Annotated in this window: 27 protein-coding genes; 8 read left to right on the top strand and 19 right to left on the bottom strand. The window is 60.0% G+C overall.

Features of this window, described 5'->3' with window-relative positions; all coding sequences use genetic code 11:
- Positions 1 to 53: 53 nt before the first annotated feature.
- Complete coding sequence (locus ACP0KA_RS12780) at positions 54 to 587, bottom strand: hypothetical protein (protein WP_424629146.1); 534 nt, start codon at positions 585 to 587, stop codon at positions 54 to 56.
- A gap of 33 nt (positions 588 to 620) precedes the next feature.
- Positions 621 to 1,244, bottom strand: coding sequence for a 2-hydroxychromene-2-carboxylate isomerase (locus tag ACP0KA_RS12775; protein WP_424629145.1), 624 nt, complete (start codon positions 1,242 to 1,244; stop codon positions 621 to 623).
- A 276-nt stretch (positions 1,245 to 1,520) separates the two neighbouring features.
- Between ACP0KA_RS12775 and ACP0KA_RS12770 the strand changes: the two genes are divergently transcribed.
- From ACP0KA_RS12770 to ACP0KA_RS12750, 5 genes are all read left to right on the top strand, one after another.
- Positions 1,521 to 1,907: an AtpZ/AtpI family protein gene (locus tag ACP0KA_RS12770; RefSeq protein ID WP_424631582.1), complete on the top strand. Its 387-nt coding sequence runs from the start codon at positions 1,521 to 1,523 to the stop codon at positions 1,905 to 1,907.
- A 131-nt stretch (positions 1,908 to 2,038) separates the two neighbouring features.
- Positions 2,039 to 2,788: a F0F1 ATP synthase subunit A gene (locus ACP0KA_RS12765; protein ID WP_424629144.1), complete on the top strand. Its 750-nt coding sequence runs from the start codon at positions 2,039 to 2,041 to the stop codon at positions 2,786 to 2,788.
- Positions 2,789 to 2,840: 52 nt separating this feature from the next.
- Complete coding sequence (locus ACP0KA_RS12760; RefSeq protein WP_002714289.1) at positions 2,841 to 3,068, top strand: F0F1 ATP synthase subunit C; 228 nt, start codon at positions 2,841 to 2,843, stop codon at positions 3,066 to 3,068.
- A 67-nt stretch (positions 3,069 to 3,135) separates the two neighbouring features.
- Positions 3,136 to 3,693 (top strand): F0F1 ATP synthase subunit B, encoded by a 558-nt coding sequence (locus ACP0KA_RS12755; RefSeq protein ID WP_424629143.1) that lies wholly within the window; start codon positions 3,136 to 3,138, stop codon positions 3,691 to 3,693.
- 5 nt (positions 3,694 to 3,698) lie between these two features.
- Complete coding sequence (locus ACP0KA_RS12750) at positions 3,699 to 4,184, top strand: ATP F0F1 synthase subunit B (RefSeq protein ID WP_424629142.1); 486 nt, start codon at positions 3,699 to 3,701, stop codon at positions 4,182 to 4,184.
- Between the two features lie 100 nt (positions 4,185 to 4,284).
- On the opposite strand, the gene ACP0KA_RS12745 is transcribed toward ACP0KA_RS12750, so the two are convergent.
- The 12 genes from ACP0KA_RS12745 to coxB all read right to left on the bottom strand — a co-directional run bounded on the left by ACP0KA_RS12745 (position 4,285) and on the right by coxB (position 15,630).
- A complete protein-coding gene (locus ACP0KA_RS12745; protein ID WP_424629141.1) occupies positions 4,285 to 4,974 on the bottom strand; it encodes a hypothetical protein in 690 nt (229 codons plus the stop codon).
- A gap of 93 nt (positions 4,975 to 5,067) precedes the next feature.
- Positions 5,068 to 5,655 (bottom strand): GNAT family N-acetyltransferase, encoded by a 588-nt coding sequence (locus tag ACP0KA_RS12740; RefSeq protein ID WP_424629140.1) that lies wholly within the window; start codon positions 5,653 to 5,655, stop codon positions 5,068 to 5,070.
- A gap of 524 nt (positions 5,656 to 6,179) precedes the next feature.
- Complete coding sequence (locus tag ACP0KA_RS12735) at positions 6,180 to 7,469, bottom strand: M16 family metallopeptidase (protein WP_424629139.1); 1,290 nt, start codon at positions 7,467 to 7,469, stop codon at positions 6,180 to 6,182.
- Entirely contained in the window at positions 7,466 to 8,884 is a 1,419-nt protein-coding gene (gene thrC / locus ACP0KA_RS12730; protein ID WP_424629138.1) for a threonine synthase, read from the bottom strand. Before thrC ends, ACP0KA_RS12735 begins: the two co-directional genes overlap by 4 nt.
- A gap of 134 nt (positions 8,885 to 9,018) precedes the next feature.
- Entirely contained in the window at positions 9,019 to 9,765 is a 747-nt protein-coding gene (locus ACP0KA_RS12725; RefSeq protein ID WP_424629137.1) for an SURF1 family protein, read from the bottom strand.
- A gap of 60 nt (positions 9,766 to 9,825) precedes the next feature.
- Positions 9,826 to 10,215, bottom strand: a complete 390-nt coding sequence (locus ACP0KA_RS12720) for a DUF983 domain-containing protein (protein ID WP_424629136.1) — start codon at positions 10,213 to 10,215, stop codon at positions 9,826 to 9,828.
- 108 nt (positions 10,216 to 10,323) lie between these two features.
- Complete coding sequence (locus tag ACP0KA_RS12715; protein ID WP_424629135.1) at positions 10,324 to 11,181, bottom strand: cytochrome c oxidase subunit 3; 858 nt, start codon at positions 11,179 to 11,181, stop codon at positions 10,324 to 10,326.
- A 59-nt stretch (positions 11,182 to 11,240) separates the two neighbouring features.
- Positions 11,241 to 11,852: a cytochrome c oxidase assembly protein gene (locus ACP0KA_RS12710; protein ID WP_424629134.1), complete on the bottom strand. Its 612-nt coding sequence runs from the start codon at positions 11,850 to 11,852 to the stop codon at positions 11,241 to 11,243.
- Between the two features lie 19 nt (positions 11,853 to 11,871).
- Positions 11,872 to 12,054 (bottom strand): CoxF protein, encoded by a 183-nt coding sequence (locus ACP0KA_RS12705; RefSeq protein WP_424629133.1) that lies wholly within the window; start codon positions 12,052 to 12,054, stop codon positions 11,872 to 11,874.
- Entirely contained in the window at positions 12,051 to 12,992 is a 942-nt protein-coding gene (locus ACP0KA_RS12700; protein WP_424629132.1) for a heme o synthase, read from the bottom strand. The genes ACP0KA_RS12705 and ACP0KA_RS12700 overlap by 4 nt, the downstream gene beginning before the upstream one ends.
- 100 nt (positions 12,993 to 13,092) lie before the next feature.
- Positions 13,093 to 14,709 (bottom strand): cytochrome c oxidase subunit I, encoded by a 1,617-nt coding sequence (gene ctaD, locus ACP0KA_RS12695; RefSeq protein ID WP_424629131.1) that lies wholly within the window; start codon positions 14,707 to 14,709, stop codon positions 13,093 to 13,095.
- 81 nt (positions 14,710 to 14,790) lie between these two features.
- Positions 14,791 to 15,630 (bottom strand): cytochrome c oxidase subunit II, encoded by an 840-nt coding sequence (gene coxB, locus ACP0KA_RS12690; RefSeq protein ID WP_424629130.1) that lies wholly within the window; start codon positions 15,628 to 15,630, stop codon positions 14,791 to 14,793.
- 546 nt (positions 15,631 to 16,176) lie between these two features.
- On the opposite strand from coxB, the gene ACP0KA_RS12685 reads away from it, so the two are divergent.
- From ACP0KA_RS12685 to lepB, 3 genes are all read left to right on the top strand, one after another.
- Positions 16,177 to 16,668: an invasion associated locus B family protein gene (locus tag ACP0KA_RS12685; RefSeq protein WP_424631581.1), complete on the top strand. Its 492-nt coding sequence runs from the start codon at positions 16,177 to 16,179 to the stop codon at positions 16,666 to 16,668.
- Positions 16,669 to 16,765: 97 nt separating this feature from the next.
- Positions 16,766 to 18,208 carry a metalloprotease TldD gene (tldD, locus tag ACP0KA_RS12680; RefSeq protein ID WP_424629129.1) on the top strand — a complete coding sequence of 481 codons (1,443 nt, stop codon included), beginning with the start codon at positions 16,766 to 16,768 and terminating at the stop codon, positions 18,206 to 18,208.
- On the top strand, positions 18,205 to 18,972 hold the full coding sequence (gene lepB, locus ACP0KA_RS12675; protein ID WP_424629128.1) for a signal peptidase I: 768 nt from the start codon (positions 18,205 to 18,207) through the stop codon (positions 18,970 to 18,972). The genes tldD and lepB overlap by 4 nt, the downstream gene beginning before the upstream one ends.
- 28 nt (positions 18,973 to 19,000) lie before the next feature.
- Here the strand turns inward: lepB and ACP0KA_RS12670 are convergent, their stop codons facing one another.
- From ACP0KA_RS12670 to ACP0KA_RS12650, 5 genes are all read right to left on the bottom strand, one after another.
- The gene (locus ACP0KA_RS12670; protein WP_424629127.1) at positions 19,001 to 19,492 is read right to left on the bottom strand and encodes a DUF6644 family protein; all 492 of its coding nucleotides are present in this window, start codon (positions 19,490 to 19,492) and stop codon (positions 19,001 to 19,003) included.
- Positions 19,492 to 19,848, bottom strand: a complete 357-nt coding sequence (locus tag ACP0KA_RS12665; RefSeq protein WP_424629126.1) for a DUF6152 family protein — start codon at positions 19,846 to 19,848, stop codon at positions 19,492 to 19,494. The genes ACP0KA_RS12670 and ACP0KA_RS12665 overlap by 1 nt, the downstream gene beginning before the upstream one ends.
- A 122-nt stretch (positions 19,849 to 19,970) precedes the next feature.
- The gene (locus ACP0KA_RS12660; RefSeq protein WP_424631580.1) at positions 19,971 to 20,480 is read right to left on the bottom strand and encodes a PAN domain-containing protein; all 510 of its coding nucleotides are present in this window, start codon (positions 20,478 to 20,480) and stop codon (positions 19,971 to 19,973) included.
- Positions 20,481 to 20,698: 218 nt separating this feature from the next.
- Complete coding sequence (locus ACP0KA_RS12655) at positions 20,699 to 22,069, bottom strand: glutamate--cysteine ligase (protein ID WP_424629125.1); 1,371 nt, start codon at positions 22,067 to 22,069, stop codon at positions 20,699 to 20,701.
- A gap of 141 nt (positions 22,070 to 22,210) precedes the next feature.
- Positions 22,211 to 22,708 (bottom strand): MarR family winged helix-turn-helix transcriptional regulator, encoded by a 498-nt coding sequence (locus ACP0KA_RS12650; RefSeq protein WP_424629124.1) that lies wholly within the window; start codon positions 22,706 to 22,708, stop codon positions 22,211 to 22,213.
- Between the last annotated feature and the right edge of the window lie 87 nt (positions 22,709 to 22,795).

The raw sequence follows: 22,795 nt of genomic DNA, 5'->3' as shown, positions 1-22,795 counted from the left end.
AATGCCAATCGGCCGCGGAATCCTTCCGCGGCCGATTTCTTTTTGCGGCGTTGTCAGATTTTGTCAGCCAGCTTTTTCTGCAGCCGAACGGCCATGTCGAGCAGTTGATCCCAGACGCGGTCAATCAACGCCAACAGCTTCTCATGTTCGGCGGACAACGGTCTTTCGGCTTTCTTGTCCGAAGGAGTCTGCGCTGACTTGCTGTCGAGATCTTTGCGATCTTCCTTTCCGAGCGGCGCGTCGGTCTTGCCCGTGACCGTGTCGCGCTGCGCAAGCTGCTCTTTCAGCTTTTTGTTGTCCGCCTGAAGCCGGCCGATTTCACTATCGAGTGCCGCGCGCTCATCAGGCACTGCACGGCAAACCCAACTCCCTTTGACGCTGCTGCAGGTCGACACCGCACCAGTGCGGGTATCGAGGCGAAGAAAACCTTCCGATACGGGAGAGAGAGCAAAGCGCCCGTTCTCCGTATCAGGCGAGTCTTGAGCACTGACAATGTCTGCCTGCAGCGACGCCGCAACAACCGCAAGCGCAACCACCAGCCCATATGAGGGCCTAATCGACTGCGCTCTCGCGGTTGTATGTTTCATGAGGCCAACGCCCGCTCTGCTGATCCCGATGTTTTAGACGTCAGCTGTGTAGGCTTTGCGATCCGCTTTCAACGCATCGGCCAACAATTCGATCCGGTCCTGCCCCCAGAAAATCTCTCCATCCAGCACCCAGGCCGGGGAGCCGAAGACATCTGCTGCGATCGCATCCTGACGATTCTGTTCGTAAAGAGCGGCAACCGCGTCCGTCGCCGCCCGTTCGACCAATTGCGTGCCAGGCAACCCGACCTCATCCGCCAGGCGCGTGAGAGTTGCGGCATCTGCCAGGTTTTCCTCTTTTTCCCATACGCCGGCGAACGCCCGACGCAGGAATGGCTCGGGATTATGGCCCGCCTCCATCGCGGCAATCACCGTTCCGTCGGCGAGTTTGACATCGAACGGCCAGTGCTTCGGCCTGATGTGGAAATTCAGGCCGCGCTTGTCGCGCCAGCGCTGCATTTCCATCAAGCGATAGCGCTGCCGGGCTGGATGGCGCTTACCGAGCGGCAATCCCCCGGTTTCGGAAAACAAATCAACCAGCAGGACCGGCTTGTAATTGACCTTCAGCTGATGGGACCGGGCAAGGTCCTCAAAAAGGGCATGCCCGATATAGGCCCACGGCGACTGAATGGAAAAATAGTAGTCAATCTGGCGCGCCATTGGTCCTCCGGTGGCTCGAATCCGTCAAAGCTCAAAGGGCATCACAACAGACCGAAATGACCTCGACAAGCAGCGGACAGGCCAATGTGCTTACCGCAATGCGGCGAGTGAGCGCAGCACTCAAAAATTTTTAGAATTCCACAAGTCATTTCAATATGATAATGATTGATCAGGCAATCTTGACTTGACCGTATGCCGTCAGTATGGTCCGCGCGGTTTTCGTGGGTAGCGGGCATTTTTTCTGAAATCGCGCGACGAACGTGGGTGTCGATGGCAATGGCGAACGGCACGCGCAATAATGGTCGCAGTGAAGACGGGCGAGATGGCAAGCCGCCGGCCGACGAAGCTGCGCTCTCCGCAAGGCTAGACCGTTTGGGCCGTGGCCTTTCCGCACTTCGGAAAGACCGTCAAAGCCAGACAGATCAGTCAGGAAGCGGGGCTGCCTCCGCCAACGCATCCGCGATGGCACGAGGTTTCCGCCTCTCCTCCGAATTGATTGCAGGTGTCCTTGTCGGAGCGGTCATCGGCTGGGGCTTCGACCGTTTGTTGTCGACGTCCCCGTGGGGTCTCATCGTGTTTTTTCTGCTTGGCTTCGCGGCTGGGGTGATCAACGTGATGCGTTCAGCCGGCGTCGCGAACACCGACGCGTCCGATCGCTCCTAAGAACGCCCTTGGAATTTTGAGCCAGCTTGACTGGTCCACGCTACCGGCCGGGGTCCCGGCACTTAATCAACCGGCACCGCCGGAAACGATGCAACCCGGCGCAAGCCGGCAGAAATGAAAGACGCGACGGGATGGCCGATCCGATCCATCAATTTGAGATCCACAAGATCTTCACCCTGGGCCACATCGGCACTCAGGAAATCGCGTTCACGAACTCGTCTCTGTACATGTTCGCGACGGTAGCTGTGGTCGGATTGTTGATGATCGGCGGAAGCGCTGCGGGCCGTCTGGTTCCGGGCCGCTTCCAGTCGCTCGCTGAGCTCACCTACGAATTTGTCTACAATACGCTCAGACAAAGCGTCGGCGCGGAAGGCATGAAGTTTTTTCCCTTCGTGTTCTCGATCTTCATGTTCGTCCTTGTCGCTAATCTGCTCGGCGTCATTCCCTTTACCTTCAGCGTAACTAGCCACCTGATCGTCACGGTCGCACTGGCACTGATGGTGTTCCTGACCGTCCTGCTTTACGGCCTGTACAAGAACGGCTTGAAATTCTTCAAACTTTTCGTCCCCAGCGGCATCCCGATGTACATCCTGCCGCTGATTGTCGTCATCGAAGTCATCTCCTTCCTGTCGCGACCGGTCTCTCACTCGGTGCGTCTGTTCGCCAACATGCTGGCGGGCCACATTACGCTGAAGGTGTTCGCGGGCTTCGTCGCTTCCATGGGCGCGATCGGCGCTGCAGGCGCAGTTGGCGCCGTGCTGCCACTGGCCATGACCACGGCATTGACGGCACTCGAAATGCTGGTCGCCTTCCTGCAGGCCTATGTCTTCGCGATCCTGACCTGCATCTACCTGAACGACGCACTTCATCCCGGTCACTAACCGGATTTCCTCAACCGTTACTCACACCAACATCCCAAGAAGGAGTTTCACTATGGATCCAGTCGCAGCAAAGTACATCGGCGCAGGCATTGCTTGTCTCGGCATGGGCGGCGCAGGTGTCGGCGTCGGCATGATCTTCAGCCAGTTCCTCAACGGCGCGCTGCGCAATCCGTCGGCTTCCCAGGGCCAGTTCGCTAACCTGATTTTCGGCTTCGCCGTGACGGAAGCGCTCGGCATCTTCTCGCTGCTGATCGCGCTGTTGCTGCTGTTCGCCGTCTAAGTCAGACCGAATGGATGCGTCACCGCAGATGTTGTATAACTGCGGTTGACGCCAACAGGAGACGCTCATGGCGACGAGTCAGGGCAATGTGAAGGGCGCGACCGCCCACACCGAAGCAGAGGGCCATGGCAAGGGCGGTTTTCCGCCTTTCCAGAAGGAGACCTTTGCCTCGCAGTTGGTTTCGTTCGCAATTGCCTTTGCGCTGCTTTACTTCATCGTGTCGAAATTCGCACTTCCCCGGGTCGGCAGCTTGCTGGCCACCCGTGAAGGCAAGATCGAGAACGATCTTTCCGAAGCTCAGAAGCTGAAGGACGAATCCGACGAAGCGCTGAAGGCATATGAGACCGAGCTTGCAAATGCACGGGCGCGCGCTCAGGCCATCGGCACCGAGACGCGTGACAAGCTGAACGCGCAGGCTGAAAGCGACCGCAAGGCGCTGGAATCAAGCCTGACGAGCAAGCTCGCGGACGCCGAAAAGACCATCGCCGCGACTCGCACAACAGCGATGGGCAACGTTCGCTCGATCGCATCTGATGCGGCTTCGGCGATCGTTCAGCGTTTGACCGGCGTGGCGCCCGACAGCAAGGCTGTCGAAAGTGCCGTCGATGCGTCCTTGAAGGGGTGAGATCGATGTTGCTTGAAGCAGAATTCTGGGTAGCTACGTCCTTTGTGATCCTGATGGCGGTATTTGCCTATTTCGGGGTTCACAAAACGATCCTGTCGGCACTGGATCATCGTCGCGATCGAATTCAGAAAGAACTCGACGATGCCCGCCGCCTCAAGGAAGAAGCGGCCAAGCTGGTCGAGGAATATCGGACCCGGCGCGCCAGCGCCGAGCGTGAAGCGCAGGAGATCGTGACCAGCGCCAAGGCAGAGGCCGAGCGCATCGCGGCCGAAGCAAAGACAAAAATGGAAGAGTTCGTTGCTCGTCGCACCAAGACGGCCGAAAGCAAGATCGCCCAGGCCGAAAGCCAGGCTATTGCCGACGTCCGTGCAGCTGCAGCTGAAGCCGCGGTCTCCGCCGCCACCTCGATCATGGGGCAGTCGGTTCGCGGGTCAGTGGCAGACGACTTGATTTCCAAGGGAATCGCAGACGTTCGCAGCAAGCTGAACTGATCGGCAACTTTCCAACAAAAAAGCCGGCCTCGCATCCCGAGGCCGGCTTTTTTGTTTCTAACGAACACAGAGCGACTGATCCGCGCCCCATCGCCCCGACTTACTTCTTTTTCCGTCCGCGGGCAGGCGCTTCAGGCTTCAGACCCGCCGGATCGAAGCCGACGTAGAAGATATACTTGTCGTTTGCAGCGGCAGTCGGCGCCGGATAGGTGATATCCTCCGCGACGAGGCTGAATTCAGCATTCTGTTCATCAGGAGGGATGGCAACCGTGGTCCGGATGGCCTTCGTTGCGATGACCTTCTCCGGGGCGCCGTCCTGCACCACCGCTACGCGCATGGGCACATCGACGGTCGGCGGTGCACCGGCCGGTCCGACGATGACGCGGCCGAGAATGCCAATACGTGCCGTCACCTGGCCGTTCGACAGGGTACAGTCACGCGCCGTTCGTGTGATAGAGCCCTGATAGCGCAGATCGGTGCCCGAAGCCGGCTTCCCCGGCAAGCCCACCGACAGTGTCGAGGCACCATAGCGAATCGCGACGCTTGGGCAGGTGAGGTCGTTGCTGTTTTCCGTCGCCTGGGTGGATGGTGTCGAGGTGGTGGTCGCCTCCTGCGAGCTCGAGCCGAACAACTGGCTGAACCTGCTGGTGAGGCTCGAACCGGATGAGGACGACGAGCCTGGATTCGACGAGGATCCGAGCAAGCTGCCACCGCCACAGCCCGACAGGGCTGAACTTGCCATCATGACCAGCGCGATGCCCGCCGCCCGCTTCAAAAGTCTGCCCGCCATTATGTGTCCACTGGGTCCCCAAGATCAGAGAGGGCCTTATAGCAGGGCAAAGGCGGCGAACCAAAGGCGCGAGATGCCAGTCAAGAGGGCTGGTTAACCGCGGAAGTCCTCGTCCAGCAGCCCGTAGAGAAAGTGGTCCTGCCAGATCCCGTTGATGCAGAGATAACGCCGCGCGAGCCCTTCGCGGGCAAAGCCGCATTTTTCCAGAACCCGGATGGACGGCTGGTTGGTGGGGATGCAGGCGGCCTCGATGCGGTGGAGGTTCAGTTCGCCAAACAGCGTCGGCAGCAGAACGCGGAGCGCCGCCGTCATATATCCCCGGCCGGCATATGGCTGGCCGACCCAATATCCGACGGTCCCGGCCTGCACGATGCCACGCCGCACGTTGGCCAGGGTCACGCCCCCGACCAGCACGCCGTCGTTCTCGCGAATCACCACGAACGGGTAAGCGCGATCTTCGGCGATATCTTCGGAATAGCGACGCAACCGCCTGCGGAAACCGGCACGTGTGAGGTCATCCGACGGCCAGATCGGCTCCCACGGAGCCAGAAACGCCCTGCTGCTCTCGCGCAAGTCGCTCCACTGGACGTAGTCAGCCATCTGCGGTGCCCGCAGCAACAATCCGTGGCCGCGCGGCGCAAGCGCCGGGGCAGTCGCAGAAGGAAGGCGAAACAGGGCCATATGGGACCCCTCTCAGTTTCTAGTGTTCCGGTTCTGACATTCGTATCACTTCGCAGCAGGCACTTTACGAATGTCAGAACCAAAGGAACACTAGCAAATACAAAAGTCTGATGGTCCGATTCTAACATTCGCATCCCGTTTCGGCAGGCACCTACTGCGAATGTTAGAATCAAAGGACCACCAGCAAATATAAGTTTCTAGTGGAGTTTAGGATTTGACATTCGCTTGATGAACTCGCGACGGGGTAGGTAGCGAATGTCAAATCCACTCCACTAACGTGGCTTTTGGCTCTGACGTTCCTTCAAAGAGTGTGCAGCAAAACTGAAAGGAACGTCAGAGCATCCGCGCAATATTCAATTCTAGCGCAAAGTCGATACCGCTGTCGCGGTTCCAAAGGCAGAACAGTTCCGCGCTGCCGTCGGGGCCGCGCTCATTGTCAAATCCGCGGCACTCGTGTGGTTCAGGTCCAGAAATTCACTGGAAGGATTCGCAAAGAAAATCGCGCGGACTTCTGAACCGCGACACTAGTGCAGAAGCACCCTCGCCTTTGGCTTGGACAAACCTTCGGCAAAACCCACGGCTGTATCAAGACCGCGGCCGCTGCCGAGCGCAACCACCGCAGGACGGCTGCGGCTCAGCAGGCTGCGCGCCGCGTCACGCGTGGTTTCCACGCTGACTGCATCGATGCGTTTCACCAGTTCATCGACCGTCAGCGGACGCCCGTACGCCAGAATATGCCGTGCCATCTGTTCGGCGCGCGCACTGCAGCTTTCCAGCGCCATCAGCAGTCCGGCCTTCATCTGCGCCTTCGCGCGTGCGATTTCCGCCTCGGTGAGAGTTTCGACGGCGTTGTTCATTTCATCGACGATGACTTCCATCATCTCCGGCGCGTCGGCTGGATCGGTGCCGGTGTAGAGCCCGAAGAATCCGGTGTCGGAATAGGCCGCATGGAAGCTGTAAATCGAGTAGCAAAGGCCACGCTTCTCGCGCACTTCCTGAAACAAACGGGACGACATGCCGCCGCCAAGAATGTTGGTGAAGACCTGCAGACTGAACAACGACAGATCCGATTGCGGCAAGCCTTCCAGCGCGAGCGTCAGGTGTGCCTGCTCGAGATCGCGATGAATCACACGCGAACCACCTTTGCCGAATGACGCCGGCGTGGGCTTGGGTGAAGGCGTGCCATCAAAACTCGCAAACCGCCGTTCCACCTCGGCGACCACGGCCTGATGGTCGACGGCACCGGCGGCAGCCACCACCATCTCCGGTCCACGGTAATGCGTGTTCAGATAGCGCTGTAGGTTCTCGCGGTTGAAGCCGGCGAGCGTCTGCGGCGTGCCAAGCAGTGAACGGCCCATCGCCTGATCGGGATAGCTCAATTCGCTCAAATGCTCGAAGACCACGTCATCGGGGGTATCCTGGGCGGCCCCGATCTCCTGTTCGATGACGCTCTTCTCACGTTCAAGCTCTTCGGCATCGAATGACGGATGAGCAAGAATGTCCGACAGTACATCGAGCGCCAGCGGCACGTCGGCCTTGAGCACGCGCGCGTAGTAGGCCGTCGTCTCGGTGCTGGTCGCAGCGTTGAGATCGCCGCCGACCGCTTCGATCTCCTCAACGATCTCGCGCGACGTGCGTGTGGTCGTACCCTTGAAGGCCATGTGTTCGAGCAGATGCGACATGCCGTGCTCATCCGGCTTCTCGTCGCGGCCGCCGACGCCGGCCCATACACCCAGCGCCGCGGTCTCGAGATGCGGCATGGTGTCGGTGATCACCGTGAGACCCGATGGCAGCTTGGTGATTTCGACACTCATCCCGCAACTCCCTGCTTCGCGGCACGGCTCACGGAGAGCACGAACCGTTCGACTTCGTTTTGGTCGTTCTTCATGACTGTCATGGTTTCGGACCGGGTCATCAGCCCATCGAGCCAAGCCGGCAATGTCGGGCGCACGCCACAGGCAGCCTCAACCGCGTCCGGAAACTTCGCGGCATGCGCCGTGGAGAGGACGATATTCGGGACCGTGGAGACCGGCTTGTCCTGTTCAGCGACGGTGAGCGCAACGGCCGTATGCGGGTCGACAAGATCTCCCGCTTCGCGCCATGCCGTCCTGATGGCTGCGCTGGTATCGGTTTCATCTGCGCGGCCGGCATCGAAATCGGCGCGCATCTTGGCCAGCACCGCATCAGGCAGAACGAAACGCCCGGATTGCGCCAGCGATCCCATCAGCGAACGCACCATTGCGCTGTCTCGCCCGGAGGCTTCAAACAGCAATCGCTCGAAGTTCGACGAGATCTGAATATCCATCGACGGCGACGTGGTGGCGTGCACTTCGCGCACTTCGTAAATTCCGGTCTTGAGCGTACGCGCCAGAATATCGTTGATGTTGGCAGCGATCCGCAGACGGCGCACCGGCAATCCCATGCGCTTGGCAACGTAACCTGCGAAGATGTCGCCGAAATTCCCGGTGGGCACGGTGAAATCGACCTCGCGTCCCGGCGCTCCCAGCGCGACCGCCGACGTGAAGTAATAAACCACCTGCGCGACGATGCGCGCCCAGTTGATCGAGTTCACGCCCGACAATGCCACCGCGTCGCGGAATTTGTGATGATTGAACAGCCCCTTCACGATCGCCTGGCAATCGTCGAACGTGCCTTCGATGGCGAGCGCGTGCACATTCGAGGCTCCGGTCGTCGTCATCATGCGCCGCTGCACGTCGGAAATACGCCCGTGTGGAAACAGCACGACGAGATCGACATTGTCGAGGCCGCTGAACGCGTCGACAGCCGCGCCGCCGGTGTCACCGGATGTCGCGACCACGATGGTCGTGCGCTGACTACGCTTGGCGAGCGCATGGTCCATCAGGCGCGACAGCAGCTGCATGGCCACGTCTTTGAATGCCAGCGTCGGACCATGGAAGAGTTCGAGCACGAACAGATGCGAATTCATCTGGCTGAGCGGAACGACGGCCGGATGACGGAAAGTGGCATAGGCTTCGATCGCCATGCGCCCGAGATCGGCTTCGGAAATTTCTCCGGCAACGAAAGGACGAATCACTTCGACCGCGACTTCCCAGTACGGGCGTCCAAAGAACCCCGCGATGGTAGCGGGATCGAGGTGGGGCCAGGATTCAGGCACATAGAGTCCGCCATCGCGGGCAAGCCCGGTCAGCATCACATCGCAGAAACCGAGTTGGGGCGCTTCGCCCCGGGTCGAAATATAGGTCGTCAAAACGTCCTCCAAAGGCCGGCGCCTATCTAAGCCTTTGATAGATATTGATTATTAAGTTCACCGCAGTGAAGGCGAAACGCACCATATCGGCTGTGCTCGGGCTTCACAAGGAAGCCAGACCGCGTGCGCTGCACTCATGATCGCCGTTGGCTCGCGAGCCAAAAGCCAAACGCGACAACAACCACCAGCGCAAGGCCGAACCAGGTGATCGCATATTGCATGTGATCATCCTTGAGATGGACCACCAGCGGACCAGGCTTCGGGATGCCCGATTCAGGAATCGGCGATTCAAGATCGATGTAGAACGGCGCGACAGTGCCCCAGCCGAGGGCCCGCGCCATGGCTACATGATCGCGCAGGAACCACAGGCGCTTGGCAGTGTCTTCATGAGGCGTCAGCCAGCCGGGGTGCTCCGGAAAGCGAATGTAGCCGGTCAATGTCTGCGGCGTTCCGTTGATGAGCCGGGTCACTGCACGGTCCTGCTGCGCACGGTCTTGCATGGTGTTCTGCACGAAGCCCGCATTGATGACGACAACGCTGCCGTCAGGCAAACGCGCGGGCATGAACGCCCAGGTCCCGGGACCAGAGACGTCCTCACGTACCGCAGACCCCGAGCTGTAGACCATTGCATCGGGCTTCGCATCGAATGTGCCCGTGAGCGTGACGCGCCGAAACTCGTCATGCGCTGGATCGAAAGTTGTCCACGCCGACGACGAAGCGAGAGCTTGCGGTGCAGCGGCCAGCCGCTCGGTCAAAGCCGCAATCAAAGCGTGCTTTTCGTCCCGGCGATGCAGTTGCCAGACGCCAAGACTTGTCAGGACCGACACCATGATGAGCGTGATCAGCGCGAGACCGAACGCACTGCGCTTGCGGACGGGCATTTGAGTTGTCGGTGTTGTTGTCATTGACGCGTTACCACTTCACACAGGCTTGCTCGGGCTTCATTCCCGATTTTGTTCGATCAATTGCCCTTCGGACGCCTTGTGATGATGCTGCAGGGCAATGAGGAGCGACTTCATCGACCGTAACGGCAACAGCGTCGTCGCCAGGATGAGCGGGATCCACAGCGCTGCATGAACCCAGAACGGCGGCTGATATTTGATTTCAACCACCAATGCAGACCCCACAACGATAAAGCCCGCAATCATGATGATGAAGATGGCGGGGCCATCGCCGGCGTCGATGAAGGCGTAATCGAGGCCGCACTGGTCGCAGGACGGTCGCAGCGTCAGAAACCCTGCGTAGAGCTTTCCCTTGCCGCAGCGCGGGCATTTGCAGGCAATTCCGCGCATGGCGGCCTGCGTCCAGGTTGCTGAAGCGAGATCTTGCATAGGCCCGTGTCCTTTTACTCTCGCTACGCCTGACCACACATGATCGCAAGGGAGCCAAACAAAAGGGCGGCCGAAAGGCCGCCCTGATGTTGGAAGTGGTTCCGGCGATTAGTGCGCGCCGTGGGCCATCGTCTCTGCACCATGTCCCCAGACATAGATGCAGATGAACAGGAACAGCCACACCACGTCGACGAAGTGCCAGTACCAGGCTGCGAACTCGAACCCGAGATGCTGCTTCGGCGTGAAGTGGCCGGCATAGACGCGCAGCAGGCAGACCAGCAGGAAGATGGTGCCGACCAGCACGTGGAAGCCATGGAAGCCCGTGGCCATGAAGAACGTCGCGCCATACACGTGACCGGCGAAGCTGAAGGCAGCATGGCTGTATTCGAAGGCCTGCACGCAGGTGAAGCAGGCGCCGAGCAGCACGGTGAGGATGAGACCCCACTTCACGCCCTGGCGGTCATTCTCGAGCATCGCATGGTGCGCCCAGGTCACGGTGGTGCCCGAGGTCAGCAGGATCAACGTGTTGAGCAGCGGCAGATGCCAGGGATCAAAGGTCTCGATGCCCTTCGGTGGCCAGACGCCGCCAAACAGCGCTTCGCGCGTCATATGAACCGGATCGGCCGGGAAGAGCGCTGCATTGAAATAGGCCCAGAACCACGCGACGAAGAACATGACTTCGGACGCGATGAACAGGATCATGCCGTAGCGGTGATGCAGCTGAACAACGCGGGTGTGGTCACCCTTGTACTCGGCCTCGCGAATGACGTCGCCCCACCAACTGGCCATCGTATAAAGGACACCAATGGTACCGATGCCGAACACGATCGGCGCACCAGCGAAAAGCTTGTGCATCCAGGCGACCGCGCCGACTGCCATGATGAATGCCGAAACCGAGCCGACGAACGGCCACGGGCTTGGATCGACGAGATGATAATCGTGGTGTTTGGCTTGGCCCGCTGCCATTTGGTCTCTCCGTGATGCCGGTCACCCGGCGCATGTTCGTAGCTTGCTAGTCTTAAAGATTAGAGGTTGCCCTTGCGATTGTCCGGCTCCGATGCCGCGACCGGCTTCGGCGTCGAATCTTTCGCAGGGTAGAAAGTGTAGGACAAGGTGATCGTGTTGAGCTCGTCGTATTCATGGTCGGCGACGAGCGCCGGATCGACATAAAACACGACTGCCATCTCGCGCTTTTCGCCCGGCGCGAAGCTCTGCTCGGTAAAGCAGAAGCAATTGATCTTCTGGAAGAACGCGCCAACGGTCAGCGGCGCCACATTGTAGGACGCGAGACCGGACGTCGGACGCGCGGCCTGATTGGTCACAGTGTAGTAGGCCGTGACGACCTCGCCGATCTTGACGTTGATTTCGGTCTGCTCCGGCTCGAACTTCCAGGGCAAGCCACCGCTGACATTGGCATCAAAGCGAATGGCGATACGACGCTCGGTCGTCTGAGTTGGGGCCGAGGTCGCGACCTGCGTGGTCCCATTGAAACCGGTCGCGCGGCAGAACCAGTTATAGAACGGCACTGCCGCGTATGACGCGCCCACCATCAGCGCCACGACGAAGCCGCAGATCGATGCCACGACAACGTCGCGGCTCATCCGTGGCTTGGCTTTGCTGGTCGGTTCCTGCGTCATTGATTTCGCGTGTCTTTCCCTAAATCGGCCGGTGCAGGACCGCCGGGCCCTTCACCATCGTCATCGCGAAAAACAGGATCACAAGCACGCCCAAAGCCAATGCAATGGCAATCGAGCGCTCGCGCTGGCGCTTCTTCTGCTCCGGCGTAAGAACGATACCTTCCTGTGGCTCTTTATCTTCCATCACGATGCTCGTGCTCATGCCCCAATCAACCGCACGGCCGCCGTCACTACGACTTCACAGAGCAGCACAGCGAACAGCGCGAACAGGTAGAGAATCGAGAACTTGAACAGCCCTCGCGTGGCACGCAGCGACGCACTCCCGGTACGGTCACGATAGACCCGAACCGCGAGCCAGAGCATTCCCGCGCCGAGGACGAGAGACGTCACTCCGTAGACCGCGCTGAAATAGCCCAGCGGCCAAGGCGCAAGCGCAACGGCGACAAGCAGGATCGTATAAAGCAGGATCTGAAGGCGTGTCGCATCCGGACCGGCCGTGACCGGCAGCATCGGCACATTGGCGCGCGCGTAGTCGTCGGTACGGAACAGCGCCAGCGCCCAGAAGTGCGGCGGTGTCCACAAGAAAATGACCAGGAACAGCATGATCGGCTCTGGTGACAGCGAGCCGGTCGCCGCAGCCCAGGCTACCACTGGAGGCAAGGCCCCTGCGGCGCCGCCGATCACGATGTTCTGGGCAGTCCAGCGCTTCAACCACATCGTGTAGATGACGACGTAGAAGAAGATCGTGAACGCGAGCAGACCACCGGCCAGCCAGTTCACCAGGATGCCCAGCGTCATCACCGAGAAGAACGACAGCGTCAGGCCGAAAGCCAGCGCCTCGCCGGGCAGTACACGTCCACGCGGAATCGGCCTGTTCAAGGTCCGCGACATCAGCGCGTCGATGTCGGCGTCGTACCACATGTTCAACGCACCCGATGCGCCCGCACCAACCGCGATACAGAGGATCGACGTGACCGCAGTGACCGGGTGAACGTGCCCGGGCGCAATCAACAATCCGACCAATGCGGTAAAGATCACCAGCGACATCACGCGCGGCTTCAGCAGCGCGATGTAATCAGCGACGCCCGCCTCGGAAATCCGGGGCGAAAGATCGAGCGTATGATGATCGACAACCGACAAGATCGAACTCACTTCCTTTAATGCGCCACCCGCCGCAGCCTTTCGGCTATGGCGGATGTCTCATCTCATCGCGACGCAAACACCGTCACGAACGAACTGGTTACTGCACGCGCGGCAGAACCTCGAACTGGTGGAACGGCGGTGGCGACGACAGCGTCCATTCCAGCGTGGTCGCACCCGGACCCCAAGGATTGTCAGCGGCCTGCTGCTTGCGCACGAAGGCATCGATCACACCGTAGATGAAGATCAGCACGCCGAACGCCGAGATGTAGGAGCCGATCGACGACACCAGGTTCCAGCCGGCGAACGCATCCGGATAGTCGACATAGCGGCGCGGCATGCCGGACAGGCCGAGGAAATGCTGCGGGAAGAACAGCAGGTTCACGCCGATGAAGGTGACCCAGAAGTGCAGCTTGGCGATGCCTTCATTGTACATGTAGCCGAACATCTTCGGGAACCAGTAGTACCAGCCGGCGAAGATGGCGAACACGGCGCCGAGCGACAGCACGTAGTGGAAGTGCGCGACGACGTAATATGTGTCCTGAAGCACGCGATCGACGCCGGCGTTAGCCAGCACAACGCCCGTCACGCCGCCGAGGGTGAACAGGAAGATGAAGCCCATCGCCCAGAGCATCGGCGCACGGAACTCGATCGAACCGCCCCACATGGTGGCGATCCACGAGAAGATCTTCACGCCGGTCGGCACCGCGATGACCATGGTTGCCGCGACGAAGTAGGCCTGCGTCGCCGACGACATGCCGACGGTGTACATGTGGTGAGCCCACACGACGAAGCCGATGCCGCCGATGGCAACCATCGCATAGGCCATGCCGAGATAGCCGAACACAGGCTTGCGCGAGAAGGTCGACACGATCTGGCTGATCATGCCGAAGCCCGGCAGAATCAGGATGTACACTTCGGGGTGACCGAAGAACCAGAACAGATGCTGGAACAGCACCGGATCACCGCCGCCGTCAGCCGCAAAGAACGTGGTGCCGAAGTTGCGGTCGGTCAGCAGCATCGTGATCGCACCGGCGAGAACGGGCAGCGACAGCAGCAGCAGGAATACCGTGACGAGCACCGACCAGACGAACAGCGGCATCTTGTGCAGGGTCATGCCCGGCGCGCGCATGTTGAAGATGGTGGTGATGAAGTTGATCGCACCGAGGATCGACGACGCACCCGCGATGTGGAGCGACAGAATCGCGAAGTCCACTGCTGGGCCGGGGTGTCCCGAGGTCGAGAGTGGCGCGTACATGGTCCAGCCGGTACCTACGCCGTTCGCTCCCGGTTCGCCCTCGACGAAGGTGGAGATGACGAGGAGCGCGAAGGAGGCCGGCAGCAGCCAGAACGAGATGTTGTTCATGCGCGGGAAGGCCATGTCCGGCGCGCCGATCATCAGCGGCACCATCCAGTTGCCAAAACCGCCGATCATCGCGGGCATCACCATGAAGAAGATCATGATGAGGCCGTGGGACGTGACGAACACGTTATAGGTGTGGGATTCGTGGAAGATCTGAACGCCCGGATACATCAGCTCGATGCGGATCGCGACCGACATCGCGCCGCCGATGATGCCCGCCACGATCGCGAAGATAAGGTACATCGTGCCGATGTCCTTATGGTTCGTCGAGTAGACGTAACGCCGCCACCCGGTTGGGTGATCGTGCGCATGATCGTCATGAGCGTGATCGTGTGTTGCAGCGTTGGTGGCCATTTTCAATCCCTTTGAACCTTGCAGTTCCGTCAGCCTGTTGTTTCGCGCGGCCCGTGGCCGCGCATTTATCCGTCAATACGCTTACTGCGCCGCCGCCCCGATCGAAGCGTAGGTGTTTGCCGGCGCGCTTGCGAACTTCTTCTTCGCGCCTTCAACCCAGGTCGCGAATTCCTGGTCGCTCACGACGCGAATGGCGATCGGCATGAAGGCGTGATCCTTGCCGCAAAGCTCCGAACACTGGCCGTAATACATGCCTTCCTTGGTCGCCTTGAACCAGGTCTCGTTGAGACGGCCCGGGATCGCGTCGATCTTGATACCGAAGGACGGGACCGCGAAGGAATGGATCACGTCAGCCGCCGTGGTCTGAACACGGATGATCTTGTTCACCGGCACAACGACTTCGTTATCCACACCCAGCAGGCGAGGCGCCTTATCGGCAACCAGGAGCGAGTCGAATTCGAACTTGCCGTTATCCGGGTAGGCATAGCTCCAATACCACTGCTTGCCCGTGGCCTTGATCGTGAGATCCGCTTTTGGAACATCAAGTTCCTGGAACAGGAGCCGGAACGACGGCACCGCGATGCAGACCAGAACCAGAACCGGGACAATGGTCCAGACCACTTCGATCAGCGTGTTGTGGGTGGTCTTGGACGGCACCGGATTGGTCCGGGCGTTGAATTTGACCGCGACGATGATCAACAGGATCAGAACGAAAATCGTGATCGCGGAGATGATCCACAGCAGGAAGTTATGAAACCAGGTGATGTTGTCCATCACCGGCGAGGCAGACTGCTGAAGGGTCCATTCCCACGCCGACGGTTGCCCCATCCCAGCGAAAGCAGTCCCCGCTACGGCCATGGCGGTGGCGACCACTGTGAAACCCAGTATCCAGCGGCCTTTTTGACCCTTCGACATCTTCATGCCGCTATCGCTCCTGCTCTTATCACCCCAGTGGTCCCGCCGGGCGGCAAGACCTGCATTTTCCGTGCGCGTTCAGACTTTTGATCTCTCGTCAAAGTTAGAACGCGTCGAATTTCCCGCTTCTCAAACCATAATTCGCCGCATATCGCAATGCACGTAATAAGGCGCACAGGTATCCGGAATCCCTTGCCAAATGGGCTATCTCCAGCCCCCGGTCTGGAGGAGAACGCTTGACACCTGAATTGCCCGTTGTACCCACAATCCGGATAAGCTGCAGAAATGCGATTCGCGGCTGTGGCGAGGCGTATCCCGGGGGTAGACTTGCGGGACAGGTCTGCCCTCAAGACGCCGTCATTGCCCTGTCAATCCGTTTGTCAGGCGGGCCTGATCAGGGAACAGACCTCGAATATGGTCAAAAGTATTACCGGATATTTTACCGAGACCCCGGCCAGGGGATTTAGCCTGATAGGCTATTCTGATCAGCGAGACTTCAGCGTGGCCAAGAACCTTGTGACGATCCATAGCCGTGTCATTGCCCGTGTTTGGCTGGTGATCCTCGCCGCGATGACGCTTTTGTGCCTCGGAACGATGCCCGCGCCGGCGCAAGCCCAGGGCGCGGTCAAGTCCGTGTACGGCGACTGGCAGATCCGCTGCGATACGGTCGCCGGCGCTCAGAAAGAGCAATGCGCCCTGATTCAGAGTGTCGTGGCCGAGGACCGCTCCAATGCCGGTCTTACGGTCATCATTCTCAAAACCGCCGATCAGAAGAGCAAGCTGATGCGCGTGGTGGCTCCGCTCGGCGTCCTTCTGCCCTCCGGCCTCGGCCTCAAGCTCGACGACAAGGACGTGGGACGCGCCGGTTTCGTCCGCTGCCTGCCCAACGGCTGCGTCGCCGAGGTTGTGATGAATGACGACCTCCTGAATCAGTTGAAAAACGCAAAAACCGCCACTTTCATCATCTTTGAGACTCCGGAAGAGGGTATCGGCTTCCCGCTGAGCCTGAAGGGTCTCAGTGAAGGCTACGATAAGCTCCCCTGATCGACGCGCCTTAAGGCCCCCCTCGCCCTCCGGCCCGATCGCTCCTATCTTTGGAGTCCAATCCTTTTGCGATCCCGACCGGGATCCCGGAGTTTCCATGAGCAATCCGTCCGACACCGTATCCGCCACCGCTTCGCTGCTCGACCGCGCCGGCCTCAACCGCGACGAGGTGCGGGCTCAGATCATTCGCGGGCTGGCCGGAGCCGATGATGGCGAACTGTTTCTCGAATACCGGCAATCGGAAGGGCTCGGATTCGACAACGGTCGCCTGAAGCAGGCGACCTACGACACGGCACAAGGCTTCGGCCTTCGGGCCGTCAAGAACGACGCGGTCGGGTATGCGCATTCCTCCGACGTCTCGCTGCCGGCGCTGATTCGCGCAGCCGATGCGGTAAGTGCCGTACGCGGTGGCTATTCAGGAACTTTTGCCGCGGCCCCCGGGCATACCAATGTGCGCCTGTACGGCGACGAGAACCCGCTCGACGGCCAGAGCTTCGAGACCAAGGTCAAGCTGTTGGCTGAGATCGATGCCTATGTGCGGGACAAGGACCCCCGCGTGCGTCAGGTGACCGTCAGCCTGGGCGCCACCTGGCAGGTGGTCGAAATTGTGCGCCCGGATGGGGAGAGCTACCGCGACGTTCGCCCGCTGGTGCGGGTCAACATCTCCGTCGTCGCCGGTTCAGGCGACCGTCAGGAAAGCGGAAGCCACGGATATGGCGGCCGCGAAGGGTATGCGCGCTTCATCGAGACCAAGGCCTGGCGATCAGCAGCCGACAATGCGGTGCGGCAGGCGCTGGTCAATCTCGAATCCGTGCCTGCGCCCGCGGGCGAAATGGATGTCGTTCTCGGTCCCGGCTGGCCAGGCGTCATGCTGCACGAAGCTGTTGGCCATGGTCTTGAGGGCGATTTCAACCGCAAACAAACCTCGGCTTTCGCCGGCCTGATGGGCCAGCAGGTGGCCGCCAAGGGCGTCACGGTTGTCGATGACGGCACCATTTCCTCCAAGCGCGGTTCGCTCTCGATCGATGACGAGGGCACGCCGACCAACCGCACCGTGCTGATCGAGGACGGCATCCTGGTCGGCTACATGCAGGATCGTCAAAACGCGCGACTCATGAACATGAAGCCCACCGGCAACGGCCGCCGCGAAAGCCATGCTCACGTCCCCATGCCGCGCATGACCAATACCTACATGCTGGCAGGCGACCGTGACCCGGCGGAAATTTTGGCATCGGTGAAGAATGGAATCTTTGCCGCCAATTTCGGCGGCGGTCAGGTCGACATCACCTCAGGTAAATATGTCTTCCAGTGCACCGAGGCTTACAGGATCGAAAACGGCAAGCTGGGCGCCCCGGTGAAGGGCGCCATGTTGATCGGCAACGGCCCGACGGACCTGCACCGCATTTCCATGATCGGCAACGATCTCCAACTCGATGACGGCATCGGGACCTGCGGCAAGCAGGGGCAAGGCGTGCCAGTTGGCGTTGGACAGCCGACACTTCGCATGGATCAAATCACCGTCGGAGGAACCGGCGCATGAGCGAGACGCCAACCACAGCCAAGACCGCCCGCTCGTGGTCAAAGGCATTCATCGAAATCGCTACCGCCTTCCTGATCGTGCTCGCAGCCAAGGGCGCGATTGCCGAACCGTTCTACGTTCCATCGGGATCGATGGAGCCGACGCTGCTGATCGGCGATGCGCTGCTCGCCTCTAAATATCCCTACGGATACAGCACAGCTTCGCTTCCGATCCACGTCGCGGTGCCACCCACCCACCGGTTGTTCGGTTCGCTACCCAACCGCGGCGATGTCGTGGTGTTTCGCTGGCCGGGCGATACATCCCAGGTCTGGGTCAAGCGCGTGATCGGATTGCCCGGAGATCGCGTCCAGATGCGCAACGGCCGTCTCTGGATCAACGGACAACCTGTTGATCTTCGCCGCGACGGCACCGGTCAGGCAGAGGACGAAGAAGGGCACGGAACGCCTGCGGCCCGCTTCACTGAAACCCTGCCGGGCGGCGTGACGCACACCATCTTCAAGCTGCGGGAACACGCGTTTCTCGACAACACACCCGACGTCCTGGTCCCCCCGGACCGTCTCTTTGTCATGGGCGACAATCGCGACAATTCCGCCGACAGCCGCGTCCCCCTTGCTGAAGGCGGCGTTGGTCTGCTGCCGGTTGAAAATCTCGTCGGCCGCGTCGACGCTGTCGTGGGCTCATGGGACATGGGCATGAAGAACCGTCCGATCTGGACCTGGCTCTCCGGGCTGCGGTTGGCGCGTTCTTTTACGACGGTGCATTAAGCACTCCGACGTCACATCCGGAACGGGCTCAAAAATAAGCAATCGTGCGACCGCAGATCGCGACAGCAATCCAGATCGCGATCGATGTCAGCGCACCGGCGCGCGCACCCGACGGCAGTGACGTTGACGGCGGCAGATCCCTCACCTTCGGCGTAATGAAAATCTCGAACAAGACAATGTTGATCAGACCCAAAGCGATCAGGCCGAGCTTGATCTGAAAGACCGGGTTCATGATGACGTGGCTGGCTTCAGCCGCGAATAGAAAGCTTCCGGTCAAGGCAAGACCGAAGAATCCGATCATCGCGGCCTTTCGTGCGGTTCTGAGCACCGAACCTGGAGACGTTGCCGCGAGTGCTCCCATCATCCGCAGATCCATAACGGCAATTGCACCAGCAAACACCATCAGCGAGACAATGTGACCGACGTTCGCCGTCATATAGAGCCAGCGGGATTGCCGTATCGCCGCACCGAACCCTGACGCCTCAATCGCTATAAATATTGCAGGCGCGCTTTCTGTCATCAGCGCAGCTCGTAGGTCTTGCCGTCGACGGTAATGCGTTCAGCGCGCATCTCGTTCATTTCCACCGTGGAGGGATAACCGTAGGCGGAGACTTTCTTGCCAATCGCAACCATGTCGGCTTGCAGCCCGCGGGCAATCATGCGCGACGTCGGCGCCAATGTCACGGTCCAGATCTTGTCCGCTCCTTTCACGGCAATGGTCGCGTGCGGATTCTCGAACGTACTGTTCAGGATCGCTCCTTCGACCGTGATCGGATGGTTCGCGTCATAGCTGCCCCAGCCATGATGCGCGATCGCGACCATCGTCGTGGCTGCGAACGCCGAGACTGCAATGATTGCAACGCGGATATGCTTCATCGGGATGCTCCTGATGTCGTTCGGTCCGCACTTATTCTGGTCTGATAAATCCGTACGAACCGGGCTGGTCTAAGGGCCGGTTCTAACGTTCAAATCGGGAAATGGTTTGCCCGGCAGCCGGACTATCGCACCACCCCGGAGATAAATCCGGGCTTGCGGCGCGGCGGTTTGACATGATCCTTCAGGAAACAACGGGGTGATTTTCCGACGTAACCGGGCCGCGCAAATGTCCAGGCACGGCATTTGTTGTCGGCCTCGCATGCGGCTTTGCAGGCCTCGTCATGCGCGGCATCGACGCTGCGATAATCGCCGCCAACCCTGTCGGTCTCGCCTTCGATCGCGCTGTTGCGCGGCTCGAGCACCCCGGCGCCGCGGACGCCCGAAACGCAGCAATCGCTTTTGATCCGTGGAGCAACCGTGTTCTTGAGCCAGCAGATTGCCCCGTCCGCGCTGACAGTCGGATAGTTGAAGCTCCACGCCCGGCAGCGGCGGTCGCGTTCGCATTCCAGCGCGCAGTCGGCAGGATCGCCGGACGGCACAGGTATGCGGAGATAGTCGCTTCCGGGCCGGTCGAAATTGGCTTGAGCACGCGCAGGCTGAGAGCTGACGACAGATAGCGCCACCACCAGCATGCTGAAAATGAGGCTGAATGCACGGAATGCGCGAAAGCATGATCTGAAATCGCAGATTCGGAGCATGCCAATGACTTTCAGCGCAAGACGGACCCGAGCCGATGGCCGGAATCCAGCCGGACAAGACAAGTTCTATTTCACCGCCGTATTAATGGATGGCAGATGAACGGCAGATAAACGCCGGAACAACGTTCGCGTGATGAGCTTAGCGGCCTGAGTTAGAAGGCATATTCGCGATACACCGGGTCGACGGAGCCGCCCCAGCTGTTGTGGAATTTTTCCAGCAGCCCTTCCGCCGGCGTGCGGCCCGTATCCATGATGTGATCAAGGGGTTCAAGGTAGCGCGTCTCATCACGCCCCAGCGCATCGATCCGGCCACGTTTGGCCAATCCCTTGTGCGCCAGGACCATGCAGTCCTTGGCGACTTCGAACAGATAGCGGTTGCCGATCTTCGCCTTGAAGCCGAGCTTCGGCACATCGTCGCGCAGGGCCTGGCGCTCATGCGCGGTCCATCGCTTGGCGATGTCCCATGCCGCTTCGAGACAATCGTCATCATAGAGCAGCCCGACCCAGAACGCCGGATGTGACGGCAATTGCTGCCATGGCACGCCATCCGAACCGCGCATTTCCAGATAGCGCTTGAGCCGCACTTCCGGAAAAATCGTCGAGAGATGGTTGGCCCAGTCGGACAGTGTCGGCTTTTCGCCGGGAATCTTTTCGTTCTTGCCCTCAAAGAAATCGCGGAACGACGACCCCGACACGTCGATGTAAGTATCGCCGCGCTTGACGAAGTACATCGGCACATCGAGCGCATAGTCGACCCACCGCTCAAAACCCATGCCGTCCTCGAACGCCCATGGCAGCATTCCCGCGCGCGCGTTGTCGGTGTCGCGCCAGATCTCCGAGCGGAACGACAGGAAGCCGTTCGGCTTTCCCTCGGTGAATGGCGAATTTGCGAACAGCGCGGTGGCGATCGGCTGCAAAGCGACTGAGACGCGCAGCTTTTTCACCATGTCGGCTTCCGACGAGAAGTCGAGATTGGTCTGCACCGTGCAGGTGCGGTACATCATGTCGAGACCGTAGCGGCCGACCTTCGGCATGTAATTGGTCATGATCCGATAACGGCCTTTCGGCATCACCGGCATCTGCGCACGCGACCATGACGGGGTCATGCCGAGCCCGAGAAAACCGATGCCAAGCGGTGTCGCGATCTCACGCACTTGCGCCAGATGCGCCATCAATTCCGACATCGTCTGATGTACGGTTTCAATCGGCGCGCCGGACAGTTCGAACTGTCCGCCCGGTTCGAGCGAGATGGCGCCGCCGCCGGTGACATCATGAAGCCCGATGATATTGCCGTTCTCCATGATCGGATCCCAGCCGAGCAGGAGCTTCATTCCCTCCAGCAGGGCGCCGATTCCCCGCGGGCCCTCGTAGGGAACCGGATTGTGCCCGTCCAGAGTGAACGGTGTCTTCTCGTGCTCGGTGCCGATGCGGAATTCCGATTTCGGCTTCACGCCCGCTTCAAGCCACGCAACGAGTTCGTCACGCGATTGCAGCGGCGTCATATCGATCTGATCACGCGCCATGGGAATTCCAGGTAAGAGGTTTTAATTCAAGCGTTTGCGCGTATTCAGATCGCATCGTCGACTGCGAAGGACACGCCATGCGTGCGCATTGGATAACGCTGCGGACGCAAGCATCCGTTGGAACGGGGGACAACCAAAACATCATCGTGCGGGCGTGGCTTCTTTAGGCGCGGGCAATGCCGGCGACAAGGTCGCACTGCAAGAGCAGCCAAGCCGATCAAGCAGACCGCTGAGTTTCACCGCATCGGCATCCGACAGTTTCGAACCGATATGCCGCTCGATCGCCGCGGAATATGAAGCCCACATCCGCTTTTGCAAGTCACGTCCGGTCTCTGTGATCTCTACGAACAGGCCGCGCTTGTCCATTTTGCATTCGCGGCGCACGGCAAATCCTTCTTCGACCAGACGGTCGATCAGCCGCGATGTCGAATATTGCGGCAGCAGCATCTGCTTTTCGAGTTCAACAGGGCGCAGCTCCCCGCCCGGCGCACGCGACAATTCAAGCAGCGCGTCATACCAGGCCAGCGGGGGAAACCCCGCCTTCTTGAGATCCTGCTCGACTGCACCGAGCACTCGGCCCTGGACGCGCATCAAGCGGGTCCAGACATCCGTCGCTTCGGTTGAAGGTTTGCGTTTCATGGTCTCGTCCATACCGCCCAACCCGATTGTACTCCAATAAATGCAGTTGCATCAACGTTGACCGCTTCATGCATATGCATTTAATGG

Source organism: Bradyrhizobium sp. SYSU BS000235 (genome assembly GCF_049747295.1).
Lineage (GTDB): Bacteria > Pseudomonadota > Alphaproteobacteria > Rhizobiales > Xanthobacteraceae > Afipia.
Note: the sequence above shows the minus strand (reverse complement) of the source record. Positions and strands in the feature narration are given on the sequence as shown.

Excerpts from the sequence above, each read along its gene's own strand:
- ACP0KA_RS12780 (WP_424629146.1), bottom strand. The coding sequence starts at position 587 with ATGAAACATACAACCGCGAGAGCGCAGTCGATTAGGCCCTCATATGGG.
- ACP0KA_RS12775 (WP_424629145.1), bottom strand. The coding sequence starts at position 1,244 with ATGGCGCGCCAGATTGACTACTATTTTTCCATTCAGTCGCCGTGGGCC.
- ACP0KA_RS12770 (WP_424631582.1), top strand. The coding sequence starts at position 1,521 with ATGGCGAACGGCACGCGCAATAATGGTCGCAGTGAAGACGGGCGAGAT.
- ACP0KA_RS12765 (WP_424629144.1), top strand. The coding sequence starts at position 2,039 with ATGGCCGATCCGATCCATCAATTTGAGATCCACAAGATCTTCACCCTG.
- ACP0KA_RS12760 (WP_002714289.1), top strand. The coding sequence starts at position 2,841 with ATGGATCCAGTCGCAGCAAAGTACATCGGCGCAGGCATTGCTTGTCTC.
- ACP0KA_RS12755 (WP_424629143.1), top strand. The coding sequence starts at position 3,136 with ATGGCGACGAGTCAGGGCAATGTGAAGGGCGCGACCGCCCACACCGAA.
- ACP0KA_RS12750 (WP_424629142.1), top strand. The coding sequence starts at position 3,699 with ATGTTGCTTGAAGCAGAATTCTGGGTAGCTACGTCCTTTGTGATCCTG.
- ACP0KA_RS12745 (WP_424629141.1), bottom strand. The coding sequence starts at position 4,974 with ATGGCGGGCAGACTTTTGAAGCGGGCGGCGGGCATCGCGCTGGTCATG.
- ACP0KA_RS12740 (WP_424629140.1), bottom strand. The coding sequence starts at position 5,655 with ATGGCCCTGTTTCGCCTTCCTTCTGCGACTGCCCCGGCGCTTGCGCCG.
- ACP0KA_RS12735 (WP_424629139.1), bottom strand. The coding sequence starts at position 7,469 with ATGAGTGTCGAAATCACCAAGCTGCCATCGGGTCTCACGGTGATCACC.
- ACP0KA_RS12725 (WP_424629137.1), bottom strand. The coding sequence starts at position 9,765 with ATGCCCGTCCGCAAGCGCAGTGCGTTCGGTCTCGCGCTGATCACGCTC.
- ACP0KA_RS12720 (WP_424629136.1), bottom strand. The coding sequence starts at position 10,215 with ATGCAAGATCTCGCTTCAGCAACCTGGACGCAGGCCGCCATGCGCGGA.
- ACP0KA_RS12715 (WP_424629135.1), bottom strand. The coding sequence starts at position 11,181 with ATGGCAGCGGGCCAAGCCAAACACCACGATTATCATCTCGTCGATCCA.
- ACP0KA_RS12710 (WP_424629134.1), bottom strand. The coding sequence starts at position 11,852 with ATGACGCAGGAACCGACCAGCAAAGCCAAGCCACGGATGAGCCGCGAC.
- ACP0KA_RS12705 (WP_424629133.1), bottom strand. The coding sequence starts at position 12,054 with ATGAGCACGAGCATCGTGATGGAAGATAAAGAGCCACAGGAAGGTATC.
- ctaD (WP_424629131.1), bottom strand. The coding sequence starts at position 14,709 with ATGGCCACCAACGCTGCAACACACGATCACGCTCATGACGATCATGCG.
- coxB (WP_424629130.1), bottom strand. The coding sequence starts at position 15,630 with ATGAAGATGTCGAAGGGTCAAAAAGGCCGCTGGATACTGGGTTTCACA.
- tldD (WP_424629129.1), top strand. The coding sequence starts at position 16,766 with ATGAGCAATCCGTCCGACACCGTATCCGCCACCGCTTCGCTGCTCGAC.
- lepB (WP_424629128.1), top strand. The coding sequence starts at position 18,205 with ATGAGCGAGACGCCAACCACAGCCAAGACCGCCCGCTCGTGGTCAAAG.
- ACP0KA_RS12670 (WP_424629127.1), bottom strand. The coding sequence starts at position 19,492 with ATGACAGAAAGCGCGCCTGCAATATTTATAGCGATTGAGGCGTCAGGG.
- ACP0KA_RS12665 (WP_424629126.1), bottom strand. The coding sequence starts at position 19,848 with ATGAAGCATATCCGCGTTGCAATCATTGCAGTCTCGGCGTTCGCAGCC.
- ACP0KA_RS12660 (WP_424631580.1), bottom strand. The coding sequence starts at position 20,480 with ATGCTGGTGGTGGCGCTATCTGTCGTCAGCTCTCAGCCTGCGCGTGCT.
- ACP0KA_RS12655 (WP_424629125.1), bottom strand. The coding sequence starts at position 22,069 with ATGGCGCGTGATCAGATCGATATGACGCCGCTGCAATCGCGTGACGAA.
- ACP0KA_RS12650 (WP_424629124.1), bottom strand. The coding sequence starts at position 22,708 with ATGAAACGCAAACCTTCAACCGAAGCGACGGATGTCTGGACCCGCTTG.